Source organism: Actinoplanes sp. G11-F43 (assembly GCF_050589265.1).
GTDB lineage: Bacteria > Actinomycetota > Actinomycetes > Mycobacteriales > Micromonosporaceae > Actinoplanes.
Window position 1 is genome coordinate 79,244 of the sequence record NZ_JBNZCE010000016.1, and the last position, 20,038, is coordinate 99,281.

17 protein-coding genes are annotated in these 20,038 nt (G+C 71.0%); 11 read left to right on the plus strand and 6 right to left on the minus strand.

Features of this window, described 5'->3' with window-relative positions; translation table 11 throughout:
• Positions 1-6: 6 nt before the first annotated feature.
• Together ACQ0O7_RS18670 and ACQ0O7_RS18675 are read left to right on the plus strand one after the other, a co-directional pair.
• On the plus strand, positions 7-831 hold the full coding sequence (locus tag ACQ0O7_RS18670) for a class F sortase (protein ID WP_430783391.1): 825 nt from the start codon (positions 7-9) through the stop codon (positions 829-831).
• Positions 832-989: 158 nt separating this feature from the next.
• Positions 990-2,840: a glycosyl hydrolase family 28-related protein gene (locus tag ACQ0O7_RS18675; RefSeq protein WP_430783392.1), complete on the plus strand. Its 1,851-nt coding sequence runs from the start codon at positions 990-992 to the stop codon at positions 2,838-2,840.
• 16 nt (positions 2,841-2,856) lie between these two features.
• Here ACQ0O7_RS18675 and ACQ0O7_RS18680 read toward each other — a convergent pair whose 3' ends face one another.
• The gene (locus tag ACQ0O7_RS18680) at positions 2,857-3,273 is read right to left on the minus strand and encodes a universal stress protein (protein ID WP_430783393.1); all 417 of its coding nucleotides are present in this window, start codon (positions 3,271-3,273) and stop codon (positions 2,857-2,859) included.
• 59 nt (positions 3,274-3,332) lie between these two features.
• Between ACQ0O7_RS18680 and ACQ0O7_RS18685 the strand changes: the two genes are divergently transcribed.
• The 3 genes from ACQ0O7_RS18685 to ACQ0O7_RS18695 all read left to right on the plus strand — a co-directional run bounded on the left by ACQ0O7_RS18685 (position 3,333) and on the right by ACQ0O7_RS18695 (position 6,784).
• Positions 3,333-4,700, plus strand: coding sequence for an APC family permease (locus ACQ0O7_RS18685; protein ID WP_430783394.1), 1,368 nt, complete (start codon positions 3,333-3,335; stop codon positions 4,698-4,700).
• Positions 4,701-4,794: 94 nt separating this feature from the next.
• Positions 4,795-6,330 (plus strand): helix-hairpin-helix domain-containing protein, encoded by a 1,536-nt coding sequence (locus ACQ0O7_RS18690; RefSeq protein WP_430783395.1) that lies wholly within the window; start codon positions 4,795-4,797, stop codon positions 6,328-6,330.
• A 208-nt stretch (positions 6,331-6,538) separates the two neighbouring features.
• Positions 6,539-6,784 carry a hypothetical protein gene (locus ACQ0O7_RS18695; protein ID WP_430783396.1) on the plus strand — a complete coding sequence of 82 codons (246 nt, stop codon included), beginning with the start codon at positions 6,539-6,541 and terminating at the stop codon, positions 6,782-6,784.
• Between the two features lie 570 nt (positions 6,785-7,354).
• Here the strand turns inward: ACQ0O7_RS18695 and ACQ0O7_RS18700 are convergent.
• Positions 7,355-7,696, minus strand: coding sequence for a hypothetical protein (locus ACQ0O7_RS18700; RefSeq protein ID WP_430783397.1), 342 nt, complete (start codon positions 7,694-7,696; stop codon positions 7,355-7,357).
• 9 nt (positions 7,697-7,705) lie between these two features.
• Positions 7,706-8,158: a hypothetical protein gene (locus ACQ0O7_RS18705; protein ID WP_430783398.1), complete on the minus strand. Its 453-nt coding sequence runs from the start codon at positions 8,156-8,158 to the stop codon at positions 7,706-7,708.
• A gap of 3,736 nt (positions 8,159-11,894) precedes the next feature.
• On the opposite strand from ACQ0O7_RS18705, the gene ACQ0O7_RS18710 reads away from it, so the two are divergent.
• Positions 11,895-12,941, plus strand: a complete 1,047-nt coding sequence (locus ACQ0O7_RS18710; RefSeq protein ID WP_430783399.1) for a YncE family protein — start codon at positions 11,895-11,897, stop codon at positions 12,939-12,941.
• A 23-nt stretch (positions 12,942-12,964) separates the two neighbouring features.
• The gene (locus tag ACQ0O7_RS18715; protein ID WP_430783400.1) at positions 12,965-14,332 is read left to right on the plus strand and encodes a transaminase; all 1,368 of its coding nucleotides are present in this window, start codon (positions 12,965-12,967) and stop codon (positions 14,330-14,332) included.
• A gap of 5 nt (positions 14,333-14,337) precedes the next feature.
• Here ACQ0O7_RS18715 and ACQ0O7_RS18720 read toward each other — a convergent pair whose 3' ends face one another.
• Positions 14,338-14,589, minus strand: coding sequence for a DUF3040 domain-containing protein (locus tag ACQ0O7_RS18720; protein WP_430783401.1), 252 nt, complete (start codon positions 14,587-14,589; stop codon positions 14,338-14,340).
• 53 nt (positions 14,590-14,642) lie between these two features.
• On the minus strand, positions 14,643-15,725 hold the full coding sequence (locus ACQ0O7_RS18725; protein ID WP_430783402.1) for a M20/M25/M40 family metallo-hydrolase: 1,083 nt from the start codon (positions 15,723-15,725) through the stop codon (positions 14,643-14,645).
• A gap of 107 nt (positions 15,726-15,832) precedes the next feature.
• Between ACQ0O7_RS18725 and ACQ0O7_RS18730 the strand changes: the two genes are divergently transcribed.
• The 4 genes from ACQ0O7_RS18730 to ACQ0O7_RS18745 are packed head-to-tail and all read left to right on the plus strand — an operon-like array spanning position 15,833 to position 19,168.
• The gene (locus tag ACQ0O7_RS18730; protein ID WP_430783403.1) at positions 15,833-16,450 is read left to right on the plus strand and encodes a GNAT family N-acetyltransferase; all 618 of its coding nucleotides are present in this window, start codon (positions 15,833-15,835) and stop codon (positions 16,448-16,450) included.
• Positions 16,447-17,052, plus strand: coding sequence for a MurR/RpiR family transcriptional regulator (locus tag ACQ0O7_RS18735; RefSeq protein WP_430783404.1), 606 nt, complete (start codon positions 16,447-16,449; stop codon positions 17,050-17,052). Before ACQ0O7_RS18730 ends, ACQ0O7_RS18735 begins: the two co-directional genes overlap by 4 nt.
• The gene (gene menC / locus ACQ0O7_RS18740) at positions 17,042-18,136 is read left to right on the plus strand and encodes an o-succinylbenzoate synthase (RefSeq protein ID WP_430783405.1); all 1,095 of its coding nucleotides are present in this window, start codon (positions 17,042-17,044) and stop codon (positions 18,134-18,136) included. The genes ACQ0O7_RS18735 and menC overlap by 11 nt, the downstream gene beginning before the upstream one ends.
• Positions 18,137-18,160: 24 nt before the next feature.
• The gene (locus ACQ0O7_RS18745; protein ID WP_430783406.1) at positions 18,161-19,168 is read left to right on the plus strand and encodes a diguanylate cyclase domain-containing protein; all 1,008 of its coding nucleotides are present in this window, start codon (positions 18,161-18,163) and stop codon (positions 19,166-19,168) included.
• On the opposite strand, the gene ACQ0O7_RS18750 is transcribed toward ACQ0O7_RS18745, so the two are convergent.
• Positions 19,107-19,874 (minus strand): isocitrate lyase/PEP mutase family protein, encoded by a 768-nt coding sequence (locus ACQ0O7_RS18750; RefSeq protein WP_430783407.1) that lies wholly within the window; start codon positions 19,872-19,874, stop codon positions 19,107-19,109. The genes ACQ0O7_RS18745 and ACQ0O7_RS18750 overlap by 62 nt on opposite strands.
• Positions 19,875-20,038 lie beyond the last annotated feature (164 nt).

A 20,038-nucleotide genomic window follows, 5' to 3' on the forward strand; every position in this document is an offset into this window, starting at 1 on the left:
CGCGACATGTCCCCCGGTCCGTCCGTCGGCAGCCGGCACACGGAAGCGGTCATCGCGGCGCTGGAGCGGGCCTCCATCGTGGAACGATCGCCCCGGTTCCGTGATCCACGGGCCGCGGCGCTCGCCGTCGCACTGGCGGTCCTCGGTGTGCTGACCACCGTCCTCGGGCTGACCACCGAGGATGCCGCACCGCCGCCCGCCGCCAGCACCGGCGCGGAGATCCCGGGGAGCACCACGGCTCCGGCGCCGGAGGGGGAGGCCACCGCGTCCGGGGTTACGACGGAGGGGGTTACGACGGAGGAGGGTACGACGGAGGCGAGCGCCGCACCGGACGACGACACGGACGGCCCTGCCGATGGGGACGCCGGCGGGATGGCGCGTTCGGTTCCGGTGCGGCTGCGGATTCCGGCCATCGAGGTGAACACCGAGTTGATGTCTCTGGGGCTGCGGGCGGACGGAACACTTCAGGTGCCGCCGCTGCGGGGGGACGCACCGGCCGGCTGGTACCGGCATTCGCCGACGCCCGGCGAGGCCGGGGCGTCGGTGATCGCCGGGCATGTGGACACCGCCCGGGACGGGGCCGCGGTCTTCTACCGGTTGCGGGAACTGGGCGTGGGTGACCGGGTGGAGGTGCGCCGGAAGGACGGTTCGACGGCCCGGTTCGCGGTGACGCGGGTGGCGGTGTTCGCGAAACGGGACTTTCCGAGTGATCAGGTCTACGCGACCGTGCCGCATGCGGGGCTACGGCTGATCACCTGTGGCGGGGTGTTCGACAGGGGCGAGGGTAGTTACCGGAGCAACGTGGTGGTGTTCGCGGACGCGGTTACGTAACCGGTTCCGACCGGCCTTTCGGTCAGTTTGGTTCCGGAACCCGGTGGGTTCGTACCGATCAAAGCCTTATGCCGGACCGGTTCCCTTGACATGGACCTTCGGCGATTGATGTTGTGACGGGCATCATTGCGATCTTGTTACGGAAGGAACCCCTCCGCATGACGAGACTCCGCCGTTCCGCCGCGGTGGCACTCGCTGCCGGGCTCACGCTCGCCGTGGCGCCGGGGCTGCCGGCCTCCGCCCACGGTGCGGCCGGCACCCCGAACCTCGGTCCCAACATCACCGTCTTCGACCCGAGCCAGCCGGTCAGCGAGATCCAGGCGACTCTGGACGCGACATACGCCAAACAGGTCGACAACGAGATGGGCACCGCCCGCTACGCGTACCTGTTCAAACCCGGCACCTACGGGACCGCCGAGCAGCCGCTGCAGATCAAGGTCGGCTACTACACGGAGATCACCGGTCTCGGGGCGAACCCGAACGATGTGGTGATCAACGGCAAGGTGGAGGCGTACAACCGCTGCCTGGGAAGTGATCCGGCCAACCCGAACTGCATCGCCCTGGTCAACTTCTGGCGCACCCTGTCGAACCTGACCGTCAACATCAACGGCACGGGCCAGGACGGCTGCCGGCAGACGGCGAACTTCTGGGCCGTCTCGCAGGCCGTCTCGCTGCGCCGCACCCAGTTCAACAACGGCACGCTGTCGCTGATGGACTACTGCACGGCCGGCCCGCAGTACGCGTCCGGTGGCTTCATCGCCAACTCGAAGCTGCCGGCCACCACGAACGGCTCGCAGCAGCAGTGGCTGACCCGCAACAGCGAGGTGGAGAGCTGGTCGAACGCCGTCTGGAACCAGGTGTTCGCCGGGGTGAAGGGCGCGCCCAGCGAGGCGGACTTCCCCACCACGCCGTACACCACGCTGGACACCACCCCGGTCAGCCGGGAGAAGCCGTTCCTGTTCGTCGACGCCAAGGGCAAGTACCAGGTCCGCGTGCCGGCCGCGAAGCGGAACACCAGCGGCACGTCGTGGGACGACAAGTCCGGCCGTACGCTGCCGCTCAGCGCCTTCTACGTGGCGAAGCCCGGCGACTCGGTGGCGAAGATCAACCTGCAGCTGGCGCTCGGTAAGCACCTGCTGCTCACCCCGGGTGTGTACGACATCGCCCGCAGCCTCCGCGTGTTCCACCCGAACACCGTCGTGCTGGGACTCGGCCACGCCACCCTGACCGCGGTCGACGGCGCGATCCCGCTGGACGTGGCGGACGTACCCGGTGTGATCGTCGCCGGGGTGACCATCGACGCCGGGCTCAAGGAGTCGCCGGTGCTGCTGCGGGTCGGCAAGAAGCACGGCCTGAAGTTCAGCTCGCCGAGCAACCCGACCACGCTCAGCGACGTCTACTTCCGGATCGGCGGCCCGCACATCGGCAAGACCGACATCGCGCTCGAAGTCAACAGCGACGACGTGCTGATCGACCACACCTGGGTGTGGCGTGGCGACCACGGCGTCGAGGGTTTCACCAACGGCGTGAACGGTGACACCGACCGCTGGCGCACCAACACCGGCCGGTACGGCGCCATCATCAACGGTGACGACGTGACCGCGACCGGCCTGTTCGTCGAGCACTTCCAGAAGTACAACACCATCTGGAACGGCGAGCGCGGCACCACCGTCCTCTACCAGAACGAGCTGCCGTACGACCCGCCGACGCAGGCCGACTGGATGAACGGCAAGGTCAACGGCTACGCCGGATACAAGGTCGGGGCCAAGGTCAAGAACCACCGGTTGTACGGCGGAGGCGTCTACGTCTTCAACCAGAACAACCCGTCGATCCGTACCGAGAACGGGTTCGAGGTTCCGAAGACCCCCGGCGTGAAACTGCACCACATCATGACCGTCAACCTGAGCGCCGGAGTCATCGACCACGTGGTCAACGGTGTCGGTGCGGCCGCGGACATGACCAAGGTGGGTGCGCCGGTCTACGTGACCGACTACCCCGCCGTCCCGTAACACCGGCTCCTGGTGGTCACCCGGTTACGGGGCGGGTGACCACCAGGACCGGACGGCCGGCCTTCTCGATCAACGTCAGCGGGACACTGCCCAAGAGCCGTTGAGCCACTTTCGGCCGTACGCTGGAACCCGCGACGATCAGATCAGCGTGCTGCTCACGGGCGTACGCGATGATCTGTTCGGCGGGCCGGCCCGGAAGAACCGTGCGTGTCGCGTCGATCCCGGCCCCGGCCAGCCGCGACACCGCCGCCTCCGCCGCCTTCTCGGCCCGCGCGATGTAGTGACTCCGCGGCAGCGGCGCCAGGTGCTCGGTCTCCAGCTCGTCCACCGCGACCACGGCGACCGTCGCGCCGGTCTGCCGCACCAGATCGGCGACCGCATCGGTCACCCACGGTTGATCCACCTCGGGGTTCGCGGCCATGACGATATGCATGTCACTCAAGGTACGCGTAACGTCACCTATCCGCAGTGGACCTTTTTCGGGGAGCCCTGATGGCGGATGAAACCTCTCTGAACGACGGCCAGCCGTCGCTCAGACGTGTAATCGGACCGACACTGCTGTTGCTTTTCGTGGTCGGGGACATCCTCGGCACCGGTGTCTACGCGCTGACCGGCAAGGTGGCCAACGAGGTCGGCGGCGCGGTGTGGCTGCCGTTCCTGCTGGCGTTCGTGGTCGCGCTGCTCACCGCGTTCAGCTATCTGGAACTGGTCACCAAATATCCGCGGGCGGCCGGGGCGGCGCTCTACACGCACAAGGCGTTCGGCGTGCACTTCCTGACGTTCATGGTCACGTTCGCGGTGATGTGCTCCGGGCTGACCTCGGCGTCCAGCGCGTCCAAAGCGTTCGCCGGCAACTTCGGCGAGGCCTTCGACCTGTCCCTCGGCGACGGCTTCCTGCTGACCGCGGTCGCGATCGGCTTCATCACCCTGGTCGCACTGATCAACTTCCGCGGCGTCGGCGAGAGCGTCAAGGCCAACGTGGTGCTCACCGTCGTCGAACTGACCGGCCTGCTGATCGTCATCGGCATCGGCGCGTGGGCACTCGGTGGCGGCGACGGCGACCTGACCCGGCTCACCCAGTTCAACACCCCGCCCGGCGAGAGCATCGTGCTGTCGGTCACCGCCGGCACCGCGCTCGCGTTCTTCGCCATGGTCGGCTTCGAGGACTCGGTCAACATGGCCGAGGAGACCCGCGACCCGGTCCGCGTCTTCCCCCGCATCATGCTTCTCGGCCTCTGCATCACCGGGGTGATCTACGTGCTGGTGGCGATCTCCGCGGTGGCCCTGGTGGCGCCCGCCGAACTCGGCGAGGGAGACACACCGCTGCTCAAGGTGGTCGAGGCCGGGGCGCCCTGGTTCCCGTTGACCGCGTTCGCGTTCATCACGATGTTCGCCGTCGCCAACTCCGCACTGATCAACATGATGATGGCGAGCCGATTGTTGTACGGGATGGCCCGCGAGCGCGTGCTCCCGTCAGTGCTCGGGCGGGTGCACCGGGGAAGGCGTACACCCTGGGTGGGGATCGTCTTCACCACCGTCGTCGCCTTCGGCCTGATCTGGTTCGCCGACCTGACCGCCCTCGGCGGCACCACCGCCTTGCTGCTGCTCTGCGTCTTCACCGTGGTCAACGTGGCCTGTCTGGTGCTGCGCCGGGACCGGGTCGAACACCAGCACTTCCGCGCACCCACCGTCATTCCGGTGCTCGGCGCGGTCGCGTGCGCGTTCCTGGCCAGCCCACTGTCCGGGCGGGCCGGAGCCGACTACCGGGTGGCCGGTGTGCTCCTCCTCATCGGAGTCGCGCTGTGGGCGATCACGTATGCCACCAATCGGTTCGTACCGGGCGCGGTGACGCGCCCCTGACCAGCCCCCGGACCCCCTCGTAGTGGCAGCTCAACGCGGATGTGGAAAGCTGCCCGCTACACATGCACCCTCCTCTCCAGTCCGGAGGCCCGATATGGCATCATTCCTCTACCTTGTCGCCGGGCTCGTGATCGGTGTGATCGGCGGATGGTTCGCTTGGGGACGCCGCACCGGCGCCGCCACCACCACCACTCCCACACCGGCCGGCTCGGCCACCTCCACGACCACGGGCACCGCGACCCCCTCGGAGTCCACCTCCGTCGAGGACACCCCCGTCACCCCCCTGCCCACCACGGCCTTCACCGGCGCCGGGTCCGCTGAGGACGAGAAGACCACGGTCACCGACACCGAGAAGACCGCCGTCATCGCCCCGGCCCCGGCCGGCTCCGAGGCGCCGGCGCCGCTCACCCCGGCCACCACCACGTTCGACGCCGAGTCGCCCACGTTCGGCACCGGGTCGACCGCCACCACCGGCACCGGATCGACCGCCACCACCGGCACCGAGACGCCCGCCTCGTTCAGCACCGAGACGCCCGCCTCGTTCGGCGCGGAGGCGCCCGCCGCGTTCGACGCCGACAAGACCGCGATCATCACGCCCGCCGCTGAGACTCCCGCGGCCACCGAGACTCCCGCGGTCACCGAGGCGCCCGCCGGCACCGAGACTCCCGCCGGCACCGAGACTCCCGCTGGCAGCGAGGCGCCCGCCGACGGCGACAAGACCGCGGTCATCGCACCGGTCACCGCCGACAGCGACGCCGACAAGACGGCGATCATCATCCCCGCCGCTCCGGTCGAGGAGCCGGCCGCCGAGGCCGACGCCGACAAGACCACGGTGATCACCCCGGCCTCGGAGCCGGCCGCCACCTCCCTCTCCACCGCCGACTCCGACTCCGGCTCCGACGCCGACTCCGACAAGACGACGGTGATCACGCCGGCCGCGACGACGGCTGACGCCGACTCCGACGCCGACAAGACCGCGGTCATCCTGCCCGCCACGGACTCCGACGCCACGCCGGTGGTCAAGCCCATCGCCGAGACCGTCGACGGCCCGGAGGTCCGGCCGGTCGCCGAGCCCACCGCCGAGATCGTGACCGAGCAGGCCGCCGGGCAGGTCACCGAGCCCATCGCCGACCCGGCCATCGCGCCCGTCGCCGAGGAGAAGACCGCCGTCATCGCGCCGGTCTCCGCTGTCGACGAGCCGGCCGCCGAGGACGAGAAGACCGCTGCCATCGAGGCCGAGAAGACCCCGGTCATCGCGCCGGAGCCGGTGGCGGCCCCGGAGCCGGTCGCCGCCCCCGAGCCGGTTGCCGCCCCCGAACCCGTCGCCGCCGCCGAGCCGGTGACGGCGCCGGAGCCGGTCGTACCGGCCCAGGCCGTCATCACGGAGGAGCCGGACCTCGTCGGCACGCCCGCGCCGGTCGCCCAGCCGGACGACCTGACGAAGATCCCGGGCATCGGCCCGAAGGTGGCGATCGCCCTGGCCGCGGCCGGTATCACCACCTACGCCAAGCTGGCCGATTCCGACGTCACCAGCCTGAAGGCGGCGATCAACGCGGCCGGCATGCGCGGTTCGGCGAGCCTCGCCACCTGGCCGGAGCGTGCCCGCGCGATGACCGCCACCTCGATCTGACGAGCAGAGACACCGCACCATCGGGGCGTGGCCCGGTGCTCCCGCAGGGGACACCGGCCACGCCCGGCGCGTTTTCCGGGCGTACTCCCGGTTGCGGAAAGGTTGTCGCACACGTCACTGCCAGAAGTTGCAGGTGGGGAGCGGCCCGGCCGATGTATCCGGCTGTCCAGCGAGGGATTCGCAACCGGAGAGCAACGGAGGAGCCACGATGAAGGTGAACGCCGCCAACCCGTCGGACTGGAACGACACCTACGCCGCCCACAGCCGGCTGGCCGCGGCTCGCGCGAAGCTCGTCGCGGACCAGATCCCGACCGCCGCGCACCCCGCCGTGATCACCGCGGACCGGGCAGCCGTGGTGGTCGCCGAGGCCGAGCTGGCCCGGATCGAGGCGACCCGCGCCAACGAGAACAGCCGCTTCCAGCGCAGCGGCCGGTTCATGGACGTCTACGCGTAGGCGTCACCCCCCGGCGGGCACCCGGCGGGCACCCGGCGTCGCGGCACCTGGAGCGACGCCGGAACCGTCCGGTGGACACCGGATCCGGTGAATTCGCGGAATCCGCCGTGACTATGGCACGTTTTCGGGCAGACCATGGATCGACGGATTTCCACACCTGCGGTTCGGCAACATCACCGCAGGTAGATCGTCACGTGCACACCTCGTCCGCAGTCCGGATCGGACACTCCGACATCGAGATCAACAACCGTGTGTCGCGGAAACGCAGCGGTTCGTAATCATCTCGGGGTTTCGGGACCCGTCTCCGGCGTCGCACCATGGATGACGGGTGATGCATTCGATGAGCGGACGACGACTGGCCGTAGTCATTAGCGTCGAGCAGCACGACGACCCCGTGTTGCGCAGGTTCTCGGTGCCGGCGGCGGATGTGCCGGCATTCGTGGACGTGCTCGGGGAGCAGGCGCTCGGCGGGTTCGACGTGGCGTACCTGCGAGATCCCGGCGCGCCGGAGGCGTGGACCCGGATCAAGTCCCTGTTCGAGGGACGCGATCAGGACGACTGTGTCCTGGTCTACTTCCGGGGTGTGATGCTGACCGGCCCCGGCGGTGGGCTGTTCCTGGCCGCCACCGACACGCTGATGGGGCGCCCGGCCGACACCGCGCTGGACGTGGCCCAGATGGCGTCGCTGATGCAGCGCAGCCGGGCCGGCCAGGCGGTGTTCCTGCTCGACGGGCGCACCGGTGGCCCGGTCGACGCCGGCCACCACTTCCGGGCGGCCCGCTCGGCCGAGTGGCAGAGCCGTGTCGTGATCGCCTCGACCGCCCGCCCGGAGCCGCCCACGTTCGCCGGCCTGATCGCCGACGGCATCACCGGCGGCGCCGCCGACCGGGACCGGGACGGCTGGGTCGGCATCAGCGAACTCTACGACCACCTGCGCGAACGCGATCCGGGCGCCCGCCAGTGGGTGTTCGGTTCGGGCCGCCAGCCGTGGCTGTCCCGGATCCGCCGCCCCGGCAGCGACCAGATGGCGTCGATCGCCCAGCTGGCGGTCGCCGCCGCCGGCAGCGATCTGTCCCGCGCGGTCGAGGCCCGGGAGACGCTGCGCGGCCTGGCCACCGGCGAGGGCCGGGTGGCCGCGGCCGCCACCGCCGCACTGCGCCGCACGTCGGTCCGCCTGGGCGAACCGTCCCTGGACTTCGGCCGGGTCGCCCCCGGCACCAGCCAGCTCTCCGCGGTGGTGGCCGTGCAGGGTCCCCCGCTGGCCGCGGCGTCGGCGGTGACCAGTTCGGCGGAGGGCCTGCACGCCCGCCTGGAGGGCGGCGCGCTGCGGGTGTCCTGGTTCCCGACGGTGGGCCGCCTGGACGGCGCGGTCACCCTGGACGGCCCGGCCGGTTCGGCCCGCCTTCAGGTCACCGGCGAGGTCTCGGAGGACTTCGACGTGGCCACCGGCGGCTGGATCCCGTCCGGCGGCAACGGTTCCCGCACCCCACCCGCCACCGCGCAGGCTTCCCCGTTCCCGCCGGGTCCCGCGCAGGCTCCCCCGTTCCCGCCGGGTCACCACGGAACCCCGTCACTCCCGGCACATCCCGGCTCAGCGTCACCGCCCCCGGCACATCCCGGCTCAGCGTCACCGCCCCTGGCACATCCCGGCTCGGCGTCACCGCTCCCGACCGGCTCCGGCGAAGGACAGCCGTTCCCGCCCGGTTCACCCCCACCCGCGCGCCCCGACTCTCCCGGACACACACCGCCCGGCACGCCCCACAACCAGGGCTGGTCCGGCGGCACGCCTTCCTGGCCAGGCGAAACACCCGATGCGGCACAGGCGTGGCCCGGCGAGACACCCGATGCGGCACAGGCCTGGCCCAACGAGACACCCGGCACGGCGCAGACCTGGCCCCACGGGTCCACCCACAGCGGCGGATGGCCCGGCGAGTCCCCCGGCGGCGGATGGCCGGGCGAGACGGTCGGCGCTCCCGGTTGGCAGGACGCCGCCCGGCAGACCCCACCGCCGGTCTCCGGTGGCCCAGGTGGCACCCCGGCCCCGGATGGCAGCAACTCGCCCTTTCCCACCGACATTTCCGGTACGCCCGGATCGCCCCAACCCGACAACACCCCCCCGATTGCCGGTACGCCCTGGACGCCGCGCTCCGAAGACAGCCCGCGGGATCCCGGCACGCCTTGGACGCCGCGCTCCGGAGACGGCCGGCCAGTTTCCGGGGCGCCCACCAGCGCGCCGTCGGCGAGCACGTCCCCATGGGCACCGATCAGCGGGCCACCGGCAACATCCTCGCATCGGCCGGTCAGCGGTCCACCACGGGCGGACATCCCCGGGACCGGCGCGCTCGGCGTTCCCGGAACCGGCTCCCCCGGAACCGGCTCACCCGAAACCGGCACCTCCGGTTTCGGTATCGCTGCGGGCTTTCCCTCCGGCGGTCCGGGTTCTCCCTCAGGCGCTCCCGGCTCTCCCTCGGAAGGACGGCTCCCGGAAGGACGGCTCCCGGAAACGCCGCAGAGCAGCCCAGCCGCGGGGCCGACGTCCACTGACGATGAACTGCTGACCGCCCCGAAGGCCACCGTCCGCGGGACGTTCCCGCTGGCCGGGACCGCCGACTTGCCCACTGTTCCGAGCGGGGAGGCCACTGGCGGTCAGGCGGCTTCCACCGCCCGCGCCGAGGAGAGCACCGATGCCGACGCGCCTGGTCGGTCTGATGCCACACCGGCTCCCGATTCCGCGGACGTTTCAGACCGATCGCTTCCCGAGCAGAGTTCGGCACCTCAAGGTTCGGATCCGGCACCACGAGTGTCCGAGACGGTCTTCGGCATCAGCCCATGGCCCGACCCGGAACCGCACGACGACAAGGCGGCAACGCCCACCGACGACACCGAACCCACATCGGACCAAGCGGCCCCGGATACGGCCCCGGATACGGCCCCGGATGCGGATACGGCTCCGGATGCGGCTTCGGCTGGCAACGAGGGACCGGTGGCTCCCGGCACTTCCGAAACCGGCACGCCAACCGCACCCGACGAATCGAAGGCGCCCCTCGGCCAGGAACCGGCGACCGATTCGGGCCAGGTAGCCGACGAGCACGCCGCCCCATCCGGCACTAGCGTCCCGGGCGACGCGGATGGCCGAGCCGACGCAACCCGTCCACCCCAAACGAACGGCGAGGTCAGCACGAAGGTCGCGGACAGCACTAAGGTCGCGGACACAACCGACGTTTCGGATGTTTCGGACGGCGAGGCTGATGCGGGGCGATCGGGTGGCACGACCGAAGCGAGGGGCGCGGACGGTGCGGTGACCGCCGGGAGTGCTGCCGCGGGCGGCTTCGTCGGGTCCTGGACCGGAGGCTGGGGACAGGGCGACCCGAACGGGATGTGGCCGCCTGCGGGCCGGAAGCCCAACCAGCCTGATGCGGCACCACCCGTATCCGAGAGGGCGACCAAGGCTGATGGCGAAGTCTCCGGAGACGGTGGGGACGGACCGGCTGGGCCTTGGCCAGGGGGCGGCTCATGGCCGGACGGGCAGCGTGCGAACGGGGTCTCGATTCCGGCACCGCGCCGACCGGCGGAAACCGGATCCGCCAGTGCTGATGGCACTTCGGCGGAGGGGTCTCGGGCCGGTGAGGGACGGTTCGCGGAGGCGGTGGCCGGCACCGAGAGGGCCACTGATGCTGTGACGACATTCGGCGATAAAGGCGATACATCCCCGGCCCCGCCCGGGGAGAGGGGTGACGGATTCGCGGCCCCGCCCGGGGGGAAGGGTGCCGGATCCGCAACCCCGCTCGGGGAGAGACGTGACGGATCCGCAACCCCGCTCGGGGAGAGACGTGACGGATCCGCGGCGCCGCTCGAGGAGAGGGCCGGACCATGGGGGTCGTTGCCCGCGCGGGCGGAAACGGATGGGCCGGGTCGAAGGCAGGCCGCCGGAACCGCTCCGCAACCGGATACCGCCAGTGCCGCATCGCCCGGTGGGCAGCCGGCTAGTGGCGGGCAACCGGCTGGTAGCGGGCAGCTTTCGGGCGGTGGGGACAAGGCTGCGGGTGAGGATCGTCCGTCGACGCCTGGTGGTTCGTGGCCCGGGTCGGCTTCGGGGACCGGGTCGGTTTCGGGGGGCGGGTCGGTATCGGGGACCGGCTGGGCCGGACGTGTGCCGGCTCAGCGCGCACCGGAAGAACATGGACCAGGTCAGCACGTTCCGGAAGCGCATGGTCCCGGTCAGCACACTCCGGAAGCGCACCGTCCCGATAAGCGCGCACCGGAGGGGCCGGGTCAGCGTATACCGGAAAAACAGGATCCCGGTCAGCCCGCGACGGAGGGGCAGGGTGGCGGGTGGCCGGTGTCGCCGGCTGTTCCATGGCCGAGTTCGCCGGCAGGGTCCTGGGCCGACGCGGATTCGTGGGCTCAGGGGCCGGGTGGACCGGCATACGGGTACGGCGCCGGGCTTGCTGAACCAAACGGATTTGCTGGACAAAGCGGTCAATATGGTGGTGGGCAGCCGGCCAGCGGCCCGCCCACGAGTGGTCAACCGGCTGATGGGCAGTCGGGAAGCGCTTGGCCGGGAAGTGGAGCCGGGTCCAGCGCCGGGGCTTGGGCCGGGGCAGGAGTAGGAGCTGGGGCCTGGGCTGGGGCTGAGGCCGGCAGAGGGCAGGGATTCGGCGACCTCGATGACCCCGATGCGCCCACCGGCTACCTGAGCGGGCCCGCCGCGGGACAAGGCAGCGGCTATCCCAACGGCCCGGGCGGGAGCGGCTACCCCGACGGACCGGGCGGAGGCGGGTACCCGAACGGGCCCAGCGGGAGCGATTACGCCAGCGGGCCGGGTGGAGGCGGCTACCCCGACGGACCGGGTAGAGGCGGGCACCCCGGAGGCCAGGGCGTAGGCGGCTACCCCGGCGGACCGGGTGGAGTCGGTTACCCCGGCGGGGCCGGTGGGAGTGGCCACCCCGGTGGGGGCTACGGCGTGGGGAATGGTGGGGGCGGATATCCGGCGGGGGCGGGCGTATCCCCGTACGACAATGAGGGTGAGAAGCCTGGACGGCGGCGCATCGCTGTTGTCGCGGGGGTTCTGGTCGTTCTTCTGTTGCTTGCCGGTGGGGCCTACGCGGGTGTGCGATTCGCCCTGAATCGGGAGGAACCGGAAGCCGCCCGGCCCAACCCGGCTCCGGCGCAGACCGACCCGGAGGCGCCCGCCGGTGAGGAGCCGACGGCGCCGGCGACCGAGCCCGCGGGCACCCGGGACCCGGTGGTGAGTCTGGCGAAACCGGTGGTGGTGGACCGGATCGAGCTGGGCCGGGAGCCGGAGGGGGTGGCGGTGTCGCCGGACAACCGGACCATCTACGTGGCCGACCAGGACTCGACGGACGTGCATTTCGTCGATGTGGAGTCGAAGCAGCTCAGCAAGGTGACGGTGCCGAATACGCCCCGGTTCCTGGCGCTGTCGGCGGACGGGTCGCGGCTGTACGTGTCGCTGTTCGAGGACAACTTCACCGGCAACGGCCTGGCGGTGATCGACACCGCGAAGAGGGAGCTGGTGAAGACGATCCGGACCGGGCCGCGGCCGTTCGAGCCGGCGGTGGCGCCGGACGGGCGGGTGTGGGTGCCGATTCACAACGGGGCCCGGGTGGAGATCTATGACGACAAGTCACTGACCGAGGCGGCGCGGATCTCGGTGCCGCCGAACCCGCACTGGATCGTGTTCACCCCGGATGGGAAGACCGCGTTCACGGCCAATCACGAGTCGAGTCAGATCTCGGTGGTGAACGTGGACGATCTGCTGGTGCGGAAGAATTTCAAGGTGGGCAGGTCGCCGCACGCGCTGGCGGTGACCCCGGACGGGTCGAAGCTGGTGGTGACCAACTACGACGTGGACACCCTTGAGGTGTACGACACCGGAGATCAGCGGCAGCTCCACAAGGTACGGGTCGGCAAGGAACCCCAGGCTGTGATGATCTCGACGGACGGCAGGCACGCGTATGTGGTGAACGAGGGCTCGGACGACCTGTCGGTGATCGATCTGGGGAACGGCAAGGTGGTGTCGACGGTGAAGGTCGGAGACAGTCCCCGGGTGAACGCGATCTCCCCGGACGGCCTGCGACTGTACGTGACCGACGGGCGAGGAAAGACGGTTACCGTTCTCAGGACGACGGAGAAGTGACGATTCCCTGGTAGCGTCGCGCCATGTCGACGGATTCCGGTGTTTCGCGCTCCCGTTTGCACGAGTTGACGGTCCGGGAGCGGGCGGTGTTCGCCGCTCGCCACCCGGGGTCGCGTCAGAGGTATGCGGAAGCGGACAACCTGTTCGGCCGGGTGCCGATGACCTGGATGAACAAGGCGGCCGGGAATTTCCCGGTGTATCTGGACGGTGCGCGCGGCAACCGGATCACCGACGTCGACGGCAACGGGTTCATCGACTTCGCCCTCGGCGACACCGGCGCGATGGCCGGCCACTCCCCCGAGCCGGTGGTCGAGGCCGTCACCAGGCGGATCAGTGAACGCGGCGGCCTCAGCACCATGCTCCCCACCGAGGACGCCACGATCGCCGCCGCCGAACTGGCGAGGCGGTTCCGCGTACCCCGATGGAGCTTCGCCCTGACCGCGACCGACGCCAACCGGTGGGCGATCCGCCTGCTCCGCGCCGTGACCGGCCGCCCGAAGATCCTGGTCAACAGCTACTGCTACCACGGCTCGGTCGACGAGTCGCTGATCGTTGTCGGACCGGACGGGCGCGGGATGAGCCGGGAGGGCAACGTCGGCGCGCCGGTGGACGTGACGATGACCAGCCGGGTCGCCGAGTTCAACGACCTGGACGGCCTGGAGCGGGAGCTGGCGCACGGCGATGTGGCGGCGGTGCTGATGGAGCCGGCGCTGACCAATATCGGCATCGTGCTGCCGGAGGACGGCTATCTGGCCGGGGTGCGGGAGCTGACCCGCCGGTACGGCACCTACCTGATCAACGACGAGACGCACACGTTCTCGGCCGGGCCGGGTGGGGCCACGGCGTACTGGAACCTCGATCCGGACGTGGTCACCATCGGCAAGGCGATCGGCGGCGGGGTGCCGGTCGGCGCCTACGGCCTGAGTGACGAGCTGGCCGCGACCCTGCTGGGGCGCGCCGACCTGGACCTGATCGACATGGGCGGGGTGGGCGGCACCCTCGCCGGCAACCCGGTGTCGATGGCCGCGACCCGGGCGACGCTGACCGAGGTGCTCACCGACGAGGCGTTCGGCACGATGATCGGCACGGCGACCGAGTTCGCCGAGGGACTGGTCGGCATCATCCAGCGGTACGGCCTACCGTGGTCGGTCAGCCGCCTCGGCGCCCGTGTCGAATACCGGTTCACCAGCCCCGCCCCGCGCACCGGCACCGAGTCGGCGGCCGGCGCGGACGCCGAGCTGGAGGACTTCCTGCATGTCTACCTGGCGAACCGGGGCGTGCTGCTGACCCCGTTCCACAACATGGCACTGATGTGCCCGCGGACGACGTTCGCCGACGTGACCCGCCATCACGAGATCTTCGAGGCGGCGTTGACGGAGCTGGTGACCTGACCCGTTCACCGTTGCCGGCGGTGCAGCAGGACCGCGACCAGCGCCGCGATGAACAGGTCGACCACGATGATCAGGCCGGGCCAGCCGAACAGCAGCATCACCGGCGGGACCAGGATGAACAGGATCGCGCAGAGCACCGACACGGTGGGGAACCGGACTCCGGCCGGCTGGTCCGCCATCCGCGCGGCGAACTCCGGGTCGCTGAGCAGGATCCGTTTTTCCAGGTCGGCTATCACTTGACGGTCGTCGTCACTCAACACTGGCGCCTCCTCACACGGAGTGGCGCGATGATACCCGGCTCGTAACACCGTTAAACGAGACCGGTCAATATCGAGAAGATTAATTCGGTACGCCGGGCCAGGCCGTTCACCGACACCCACTCGGTCCGGGCGTGCGCGCCACCACCCCACGGCGCCAGCCCGTCCACCGTCGGACGGCCCAGTGCCCCGGTGGTGTTGGTGTCGGCGGCGCCGTCGGCCGGCCGCCCGTCCAGCGGCTGACCGATTCCGGCCGCGATCTCCCGCAGCCGGGTCAGCAGCTCGCCGCCGGACGGGCCGGGTCGCCAGGTCGGCCGGTGGGACAGCAACTCGGTGGTGACGGTGGCTCCCGGCCGTACCGCGGCAAGCTCTTGCAAGGCGGTGAGCAGCGCCTTCTCGTCGGCCGGGTCGGTGAAGCGCAACCCCAGGTCGGCGTGCGCGCGCCCGGCGACCACATTGGTCCGGCCGCCACCGGCGATGGTCCCGGTGTTCAGCAGCACCGGGTGCGGCGCGGCCAGGGCGCGCACCCGCAGCAGCTGGTCGACCAACTCGTCGATGGCGCTGACACCGGCGTCCGGGTCGAGCGCGGCGTGCGCCTCCACCCCGGTCACCGTGATCCGCGCCCGGGTGCTGCCGCGGCGGCCGGTCTTCAGGGCGCCGTCCGGGTGCGGGGGTTCCAGGCCGAGCACGGCGCCCGCCCCGGCCGCCTCGGCACGCACCAGGTCACCCGCGGTGGGCGAGCCGATCTCCTCGTCGGCGACCACGATCACCCGTACCTCGGGATGGGGTCTGTCCAGAATCCGCGGGACCGCCGCGAGAAGGGCGGCGATCCCGGCCTTGGTGTCGTAGACCCCGGGCCCGCGCACCACGTCTCCGGTCACCGACCAGGGCATCTCCGCGAGGGTGCCGACGGGCCAGACGGTGTCGTAGTGGCTGAGCAGCAGCACCGGCGGCCCGGTCACGTCGCGGGCGGGCAGGGTCCAGAGCAGGTGGTCGCCGGCCGGATGCCGCTCGCGGGTGGTGCCGAACCCGGCCGCGGCGGCGTCGGACTCCAGCGTCTCGGCGAGCGCGGCGAGCGATCGGGCGTCGCCGGTGGGTGATTCGAGCATCGTGTACCGGTGCAGCGCATCCAGCATATCCGCACGCTAAGTCTGTTGATGGGCGTTGTCAACGAGCGCTGATGTTGCCAGGATGAGGGTTATACGTTTCGTATCTTCGCTGGGGGCGGCTCATGGAAGTGCGGGTGCGCGAGCTGGACGGGATGGCCGAGTGGACCGCGGCGTCCGCCCTGCACCTGGCGGTCTTCGGCTATGCGGGCAGGGAATACGGCATCAGTCCCCGCCTGCTCGCCGCCCTCCGGGAGAATTCCGGCTCGGTGATCGGCGCCCTCGATCCGGACGGCGCCCTGGTCGGCTTCTGCTACGGCTTCACCGGTGTCGGTGACGGCGAGCTGTACCACTACTCGCAGGCCGCCGTGGTCGCGTCCCGGGCGCAGGGCCTCGGGGTGGGCCGGCGGCTGAAACGGGCGCAGGCCGAGGTGGCCCGGTCCACCGGGGCGCGGACCATGCGCTGGACCTTCGACCCGTACGCGCTGCGCAACGCCCACTTCAACCTGGACGTGCTGGGCGCGACCGGGGTCCGGTTCCTGCCCGACTACTACGGTGAGGCCACCGACCGGATCCTGGTCAGCTGGGATCTGTGGGGCAGCCGCCGGCCCGGTGTCCCACTCCCGCCGGTGGAGGCCTCCGATCGGGCGGTCCTCCGGCAGGCCCTCCGGGACCGGTTCGACACCGGTGCCCGGCTGACCGGGGTGACCCACTCCCCCGGCCGGGTGGCCTATCTCTTCGAGGGTGACGCGTGACCAGTCCGTCCGAGCGGTTCGACCGGCACGTCCAGCGGCGGTCCGCCCAGGTGCTCAAACAGCGCGTCCTGGAGCAGCAGCGCACCGAGTTCGAGAAGGCCCTGGCCTGGGCGGCCGAGCACGACGCGATCGAACGGGCGGCGGCGCTGATCGTCTCGGCCCGGCGCCGGTTCCTGCTCGGTCACGGCAAGTCCCTGGCGTACGCGTCGATGCTCGCCACCGACCTCACCGCCGGGCTGTCCGGGGTGCATCTGGCCGGGGACACGCTGGACATGCTCGCCGACATCCGGCAGGGCGACCTGCTGGTGGCGGTGTCTCTGGCCCGCTACCGCCGGGAGACGGTCACGGTGGCCCGGGAGTGGGTGCGCGGCGGCGGGCGGCTGGTGCTGATCACCGACGCCGAGGACGCGCCGCTGGCCCCGATCGCCACGGTCGGCATCGTGATCGGGACGGAGAGCGTGTCGTACGCCAATTCGCCCACCGCCGTGACGCTGGCCCTGCACCTGCTCGCCACCCTGACCATCGCCAGCGCGAAGGGCGCCGGCCGCCGGCTCCGGGACCGGGACGAGCTGGCCGCCCGGGGAGGGCTCTATGCGGATTGAGCGTGTCGAACTGCGCCGGGTGCGGCTGCCGCTGGTGCACGAGTTCCGGACCAGCTCGCACGCCAAACGGGAGCTGGAGCACATCCTGGTCACCCTGACCGGTGCGGACGGCGCGGTCGGCTGGGGGGAGAGCGCCTCGCCGAGCGGGCCGTTCTACTCGGCCGAGACGGTGGACAGCTGCTGGGCGGTGGCGCGGTCGTTCCTCACCCCGATCGTCCTGGCGACCGAGTGGGAGCACCCGGCCGAGCTGGCGGGCGCGCTGGCCAGGGTGCGGGGCAATCACTTCGCGCGGGCCGGGTTCGACATCGCGGCGTGGGATCTGTGGGCGCGGGCGAACGGCGTGCCGCTGGCGAGAGCCCTCGGTGGTCAGCGGGCGACGGTGGAGGCCGGGGTGTCGCTGGGCATCGAGCCGGCCATCGATGATCTCCTCACCCAGGTGGACCTGCGGATCGCCGAGGGGTACCGCAGAGTGAAGTTGAAGATCGCCCCTGGTTGGGATGTCGCGCCGATAAAAGCGATCCGAGAGAAATATCCGACATTTCCGCTGCATGTCGACGCCAACGGCGCCTACCCGCCCGGCGATACCGGCGTCTTCGAAGAGCTCGACGACCTGGGACTGCTGATGATCGAACAGCCGTACCCACCTCGCGCCCTGCTCGCCCACGCCGAACTCCAACAGCGGATCACCACCCCGATCTGCCTCGACGAGTCGATCGAAGAGGTGGACGACCTGCTCACCGTACTACGACTGGACGCCGGCCGGATCATCAACATCAAGGTGTCGAGGATGGGCGGGCTCACCCCCGCGCTGCGCGCCCACGACCTGGCCGGTGTCCCGGTGTGGTGCGGCGGGATGCACGAGTTCGGCATCGGCCGGGCCGCCAACGTGGCCCTCTGCGCGCTGCCCGGCTTCACACTGCCGTCCGACGTGTCCGGCTCGGACAAGTACTACGCCCGTGACGTCACCACCGCCCCGATCGTCAGCAGCGGCGGGCTGGTCGACGTGCCCACCACCCCCGGGCTGGGGTTCGAGGCCGACCTGGAGTTCATCGCCGGCCGTACGACGGATTTGTTTCAGGCCTGAACCGCCCCCGCCGATGAGCGGGCCATGTCCCGACTCGGAGCCTTCGTGATGCTGCTGGGCATCGGCCTGGCCGCCACCCTGATCTCGGTGCAGGCCGAGGCCGACGCGGCAGTCCTCGGCGTCGGGACGCAGGTGGCGATGACCCTGTTCGTGCTGGACATGACCGCGCTCGCCGCGGCGGTGGTGGCGTGGTGGCATCCGGCGCTCACCCCGGCCACCCGGCGCGCGTGGGGGATCATGGCGGTGGCGTTCGGGCTGCTGGCCGGTTCGGTGCTGCTCCGGCGCGGCGATGCGGCCGGCTTCCCGGCACCCGCCGACCTGGCCCTGCTGGCCGCGGTCCCGGTGCTGCTCACCGGCCTGTTCGTGCTGCCGGCCCGGCTCCGGATCCGGGTGGCGCTGCTGGCCGCGGCGATGCTGGCCACCGTCGCCGGGGAGACGTATCTGAGCATCCGGCAGGATGCCGGCGGCGGCATGCAGGACTCGGTCCGGCTGATCGCGCACTTCCTGCTGGCGCTCGCCCCGCTGGCCCAGTTGCGCGACGCGGTGACCGGGGAGGCCGCCCCCGGCGAACCGGCGGCCTCGGGTGTCGTCGACCGGCGTGGGCTGCACGACGCGCTCACGGTGGAGTTGGCCCGGGCCGTCCGGGGCCCTCGGACGGTCGCCGTGGTGGCCACCGAGCTTGCCGGCGGCGGTGCGGAGCTGCGGTCCGCCTATGGCCGGATGCTGCGGGCCAACGTTCTCGGTACCGACGTGGTGGCGCGAGTCGCAGCCGATCGATTTATCATCATTTTACGCGACATTTCGGACGTCTCGCAGGCGGAGGCGGTGGTGGCCCGACTTCGCGACGCCATGCGTGAACCGATCATCATCGGCGACACCGCGATCCAGCCCCGGGCCGGCTTCGGCATCACCGTGGCGAACCCCGGCGAGACCGACGCCGACGCCGTCCTGCACCGGGCCGTCCAGGCACTCAGCGACCGAACGCCGACTGCACCTCACCAGGCGTCAACCCACGAGCCCGATATCCGGTAGTCCCCGACTCCAGCAGCTCGATCGCCGCGTCCCGCAGCGCCCCGTACGCCGCCCACGCCAGCGAACCACCCACCGAAACCCGCCGCACCCCGAGTTTCGCCAGCTCGGGAACGCTCGGCACACCCGGCATGGCCAGCACGTTCACCGGGGCGCCGACCGCGGTCACCACCCGCTCGATGTCCTCGGCGGTCACCAGCCCCGGCGCGTACAGCACGTCCGCGCCCGCGTCCCGGAACGCCACCAGCCGCGCGATCGTGTCATCGAGATCACCGAGCCCGTACAGCAGGTTCTCCGCCCGCGCGGTCAGCACCAGCCCGTGCCGCCCCGCGGCCTCCGCCGCCGCCCCGACCCGCTCGACCGCCGTGGCCATCGGATCCACCGCACCGGCGACCGGATCGTAGTCCTCGATCGAGACCCCCGCCGCCCCCGCCTCGGCGAGCAGCTCGACGGTCCCGGTCACGTCGTCGAACAGCCGCTCCCCGTCCACACTGACCGGAACGGTGAGGGCCGCCGCGAGCGCCGCCACATGCGCGACCAGCTCGTCCCGCCCGACCTGCTGATCCAGCTTGCCGAGACTGGCCGCCAGCCCCGACGAGGTGGTGGCCACCGCCGCGAACCCGGCCGACTCCAGCAGCCGCCCCGATCCGACATCCCACGCATTCGGAATGATGAATGTCCCAGCAGTGTGCAACTCACGAAAACCCATGAACCCCACACTGCCACAACCCCGATTTCGTACGCCCGTCAAAACGGTCCCGCCCCGTCCCCGCAAGGCGCTCCCGGCTCAAGGCCTCCCCGCGACCATCCGGGCTGATGCGCGGTCGAGGCCAGAAACGTGTGCCACTGTGTGGCTCGATTCGAGCCACACAG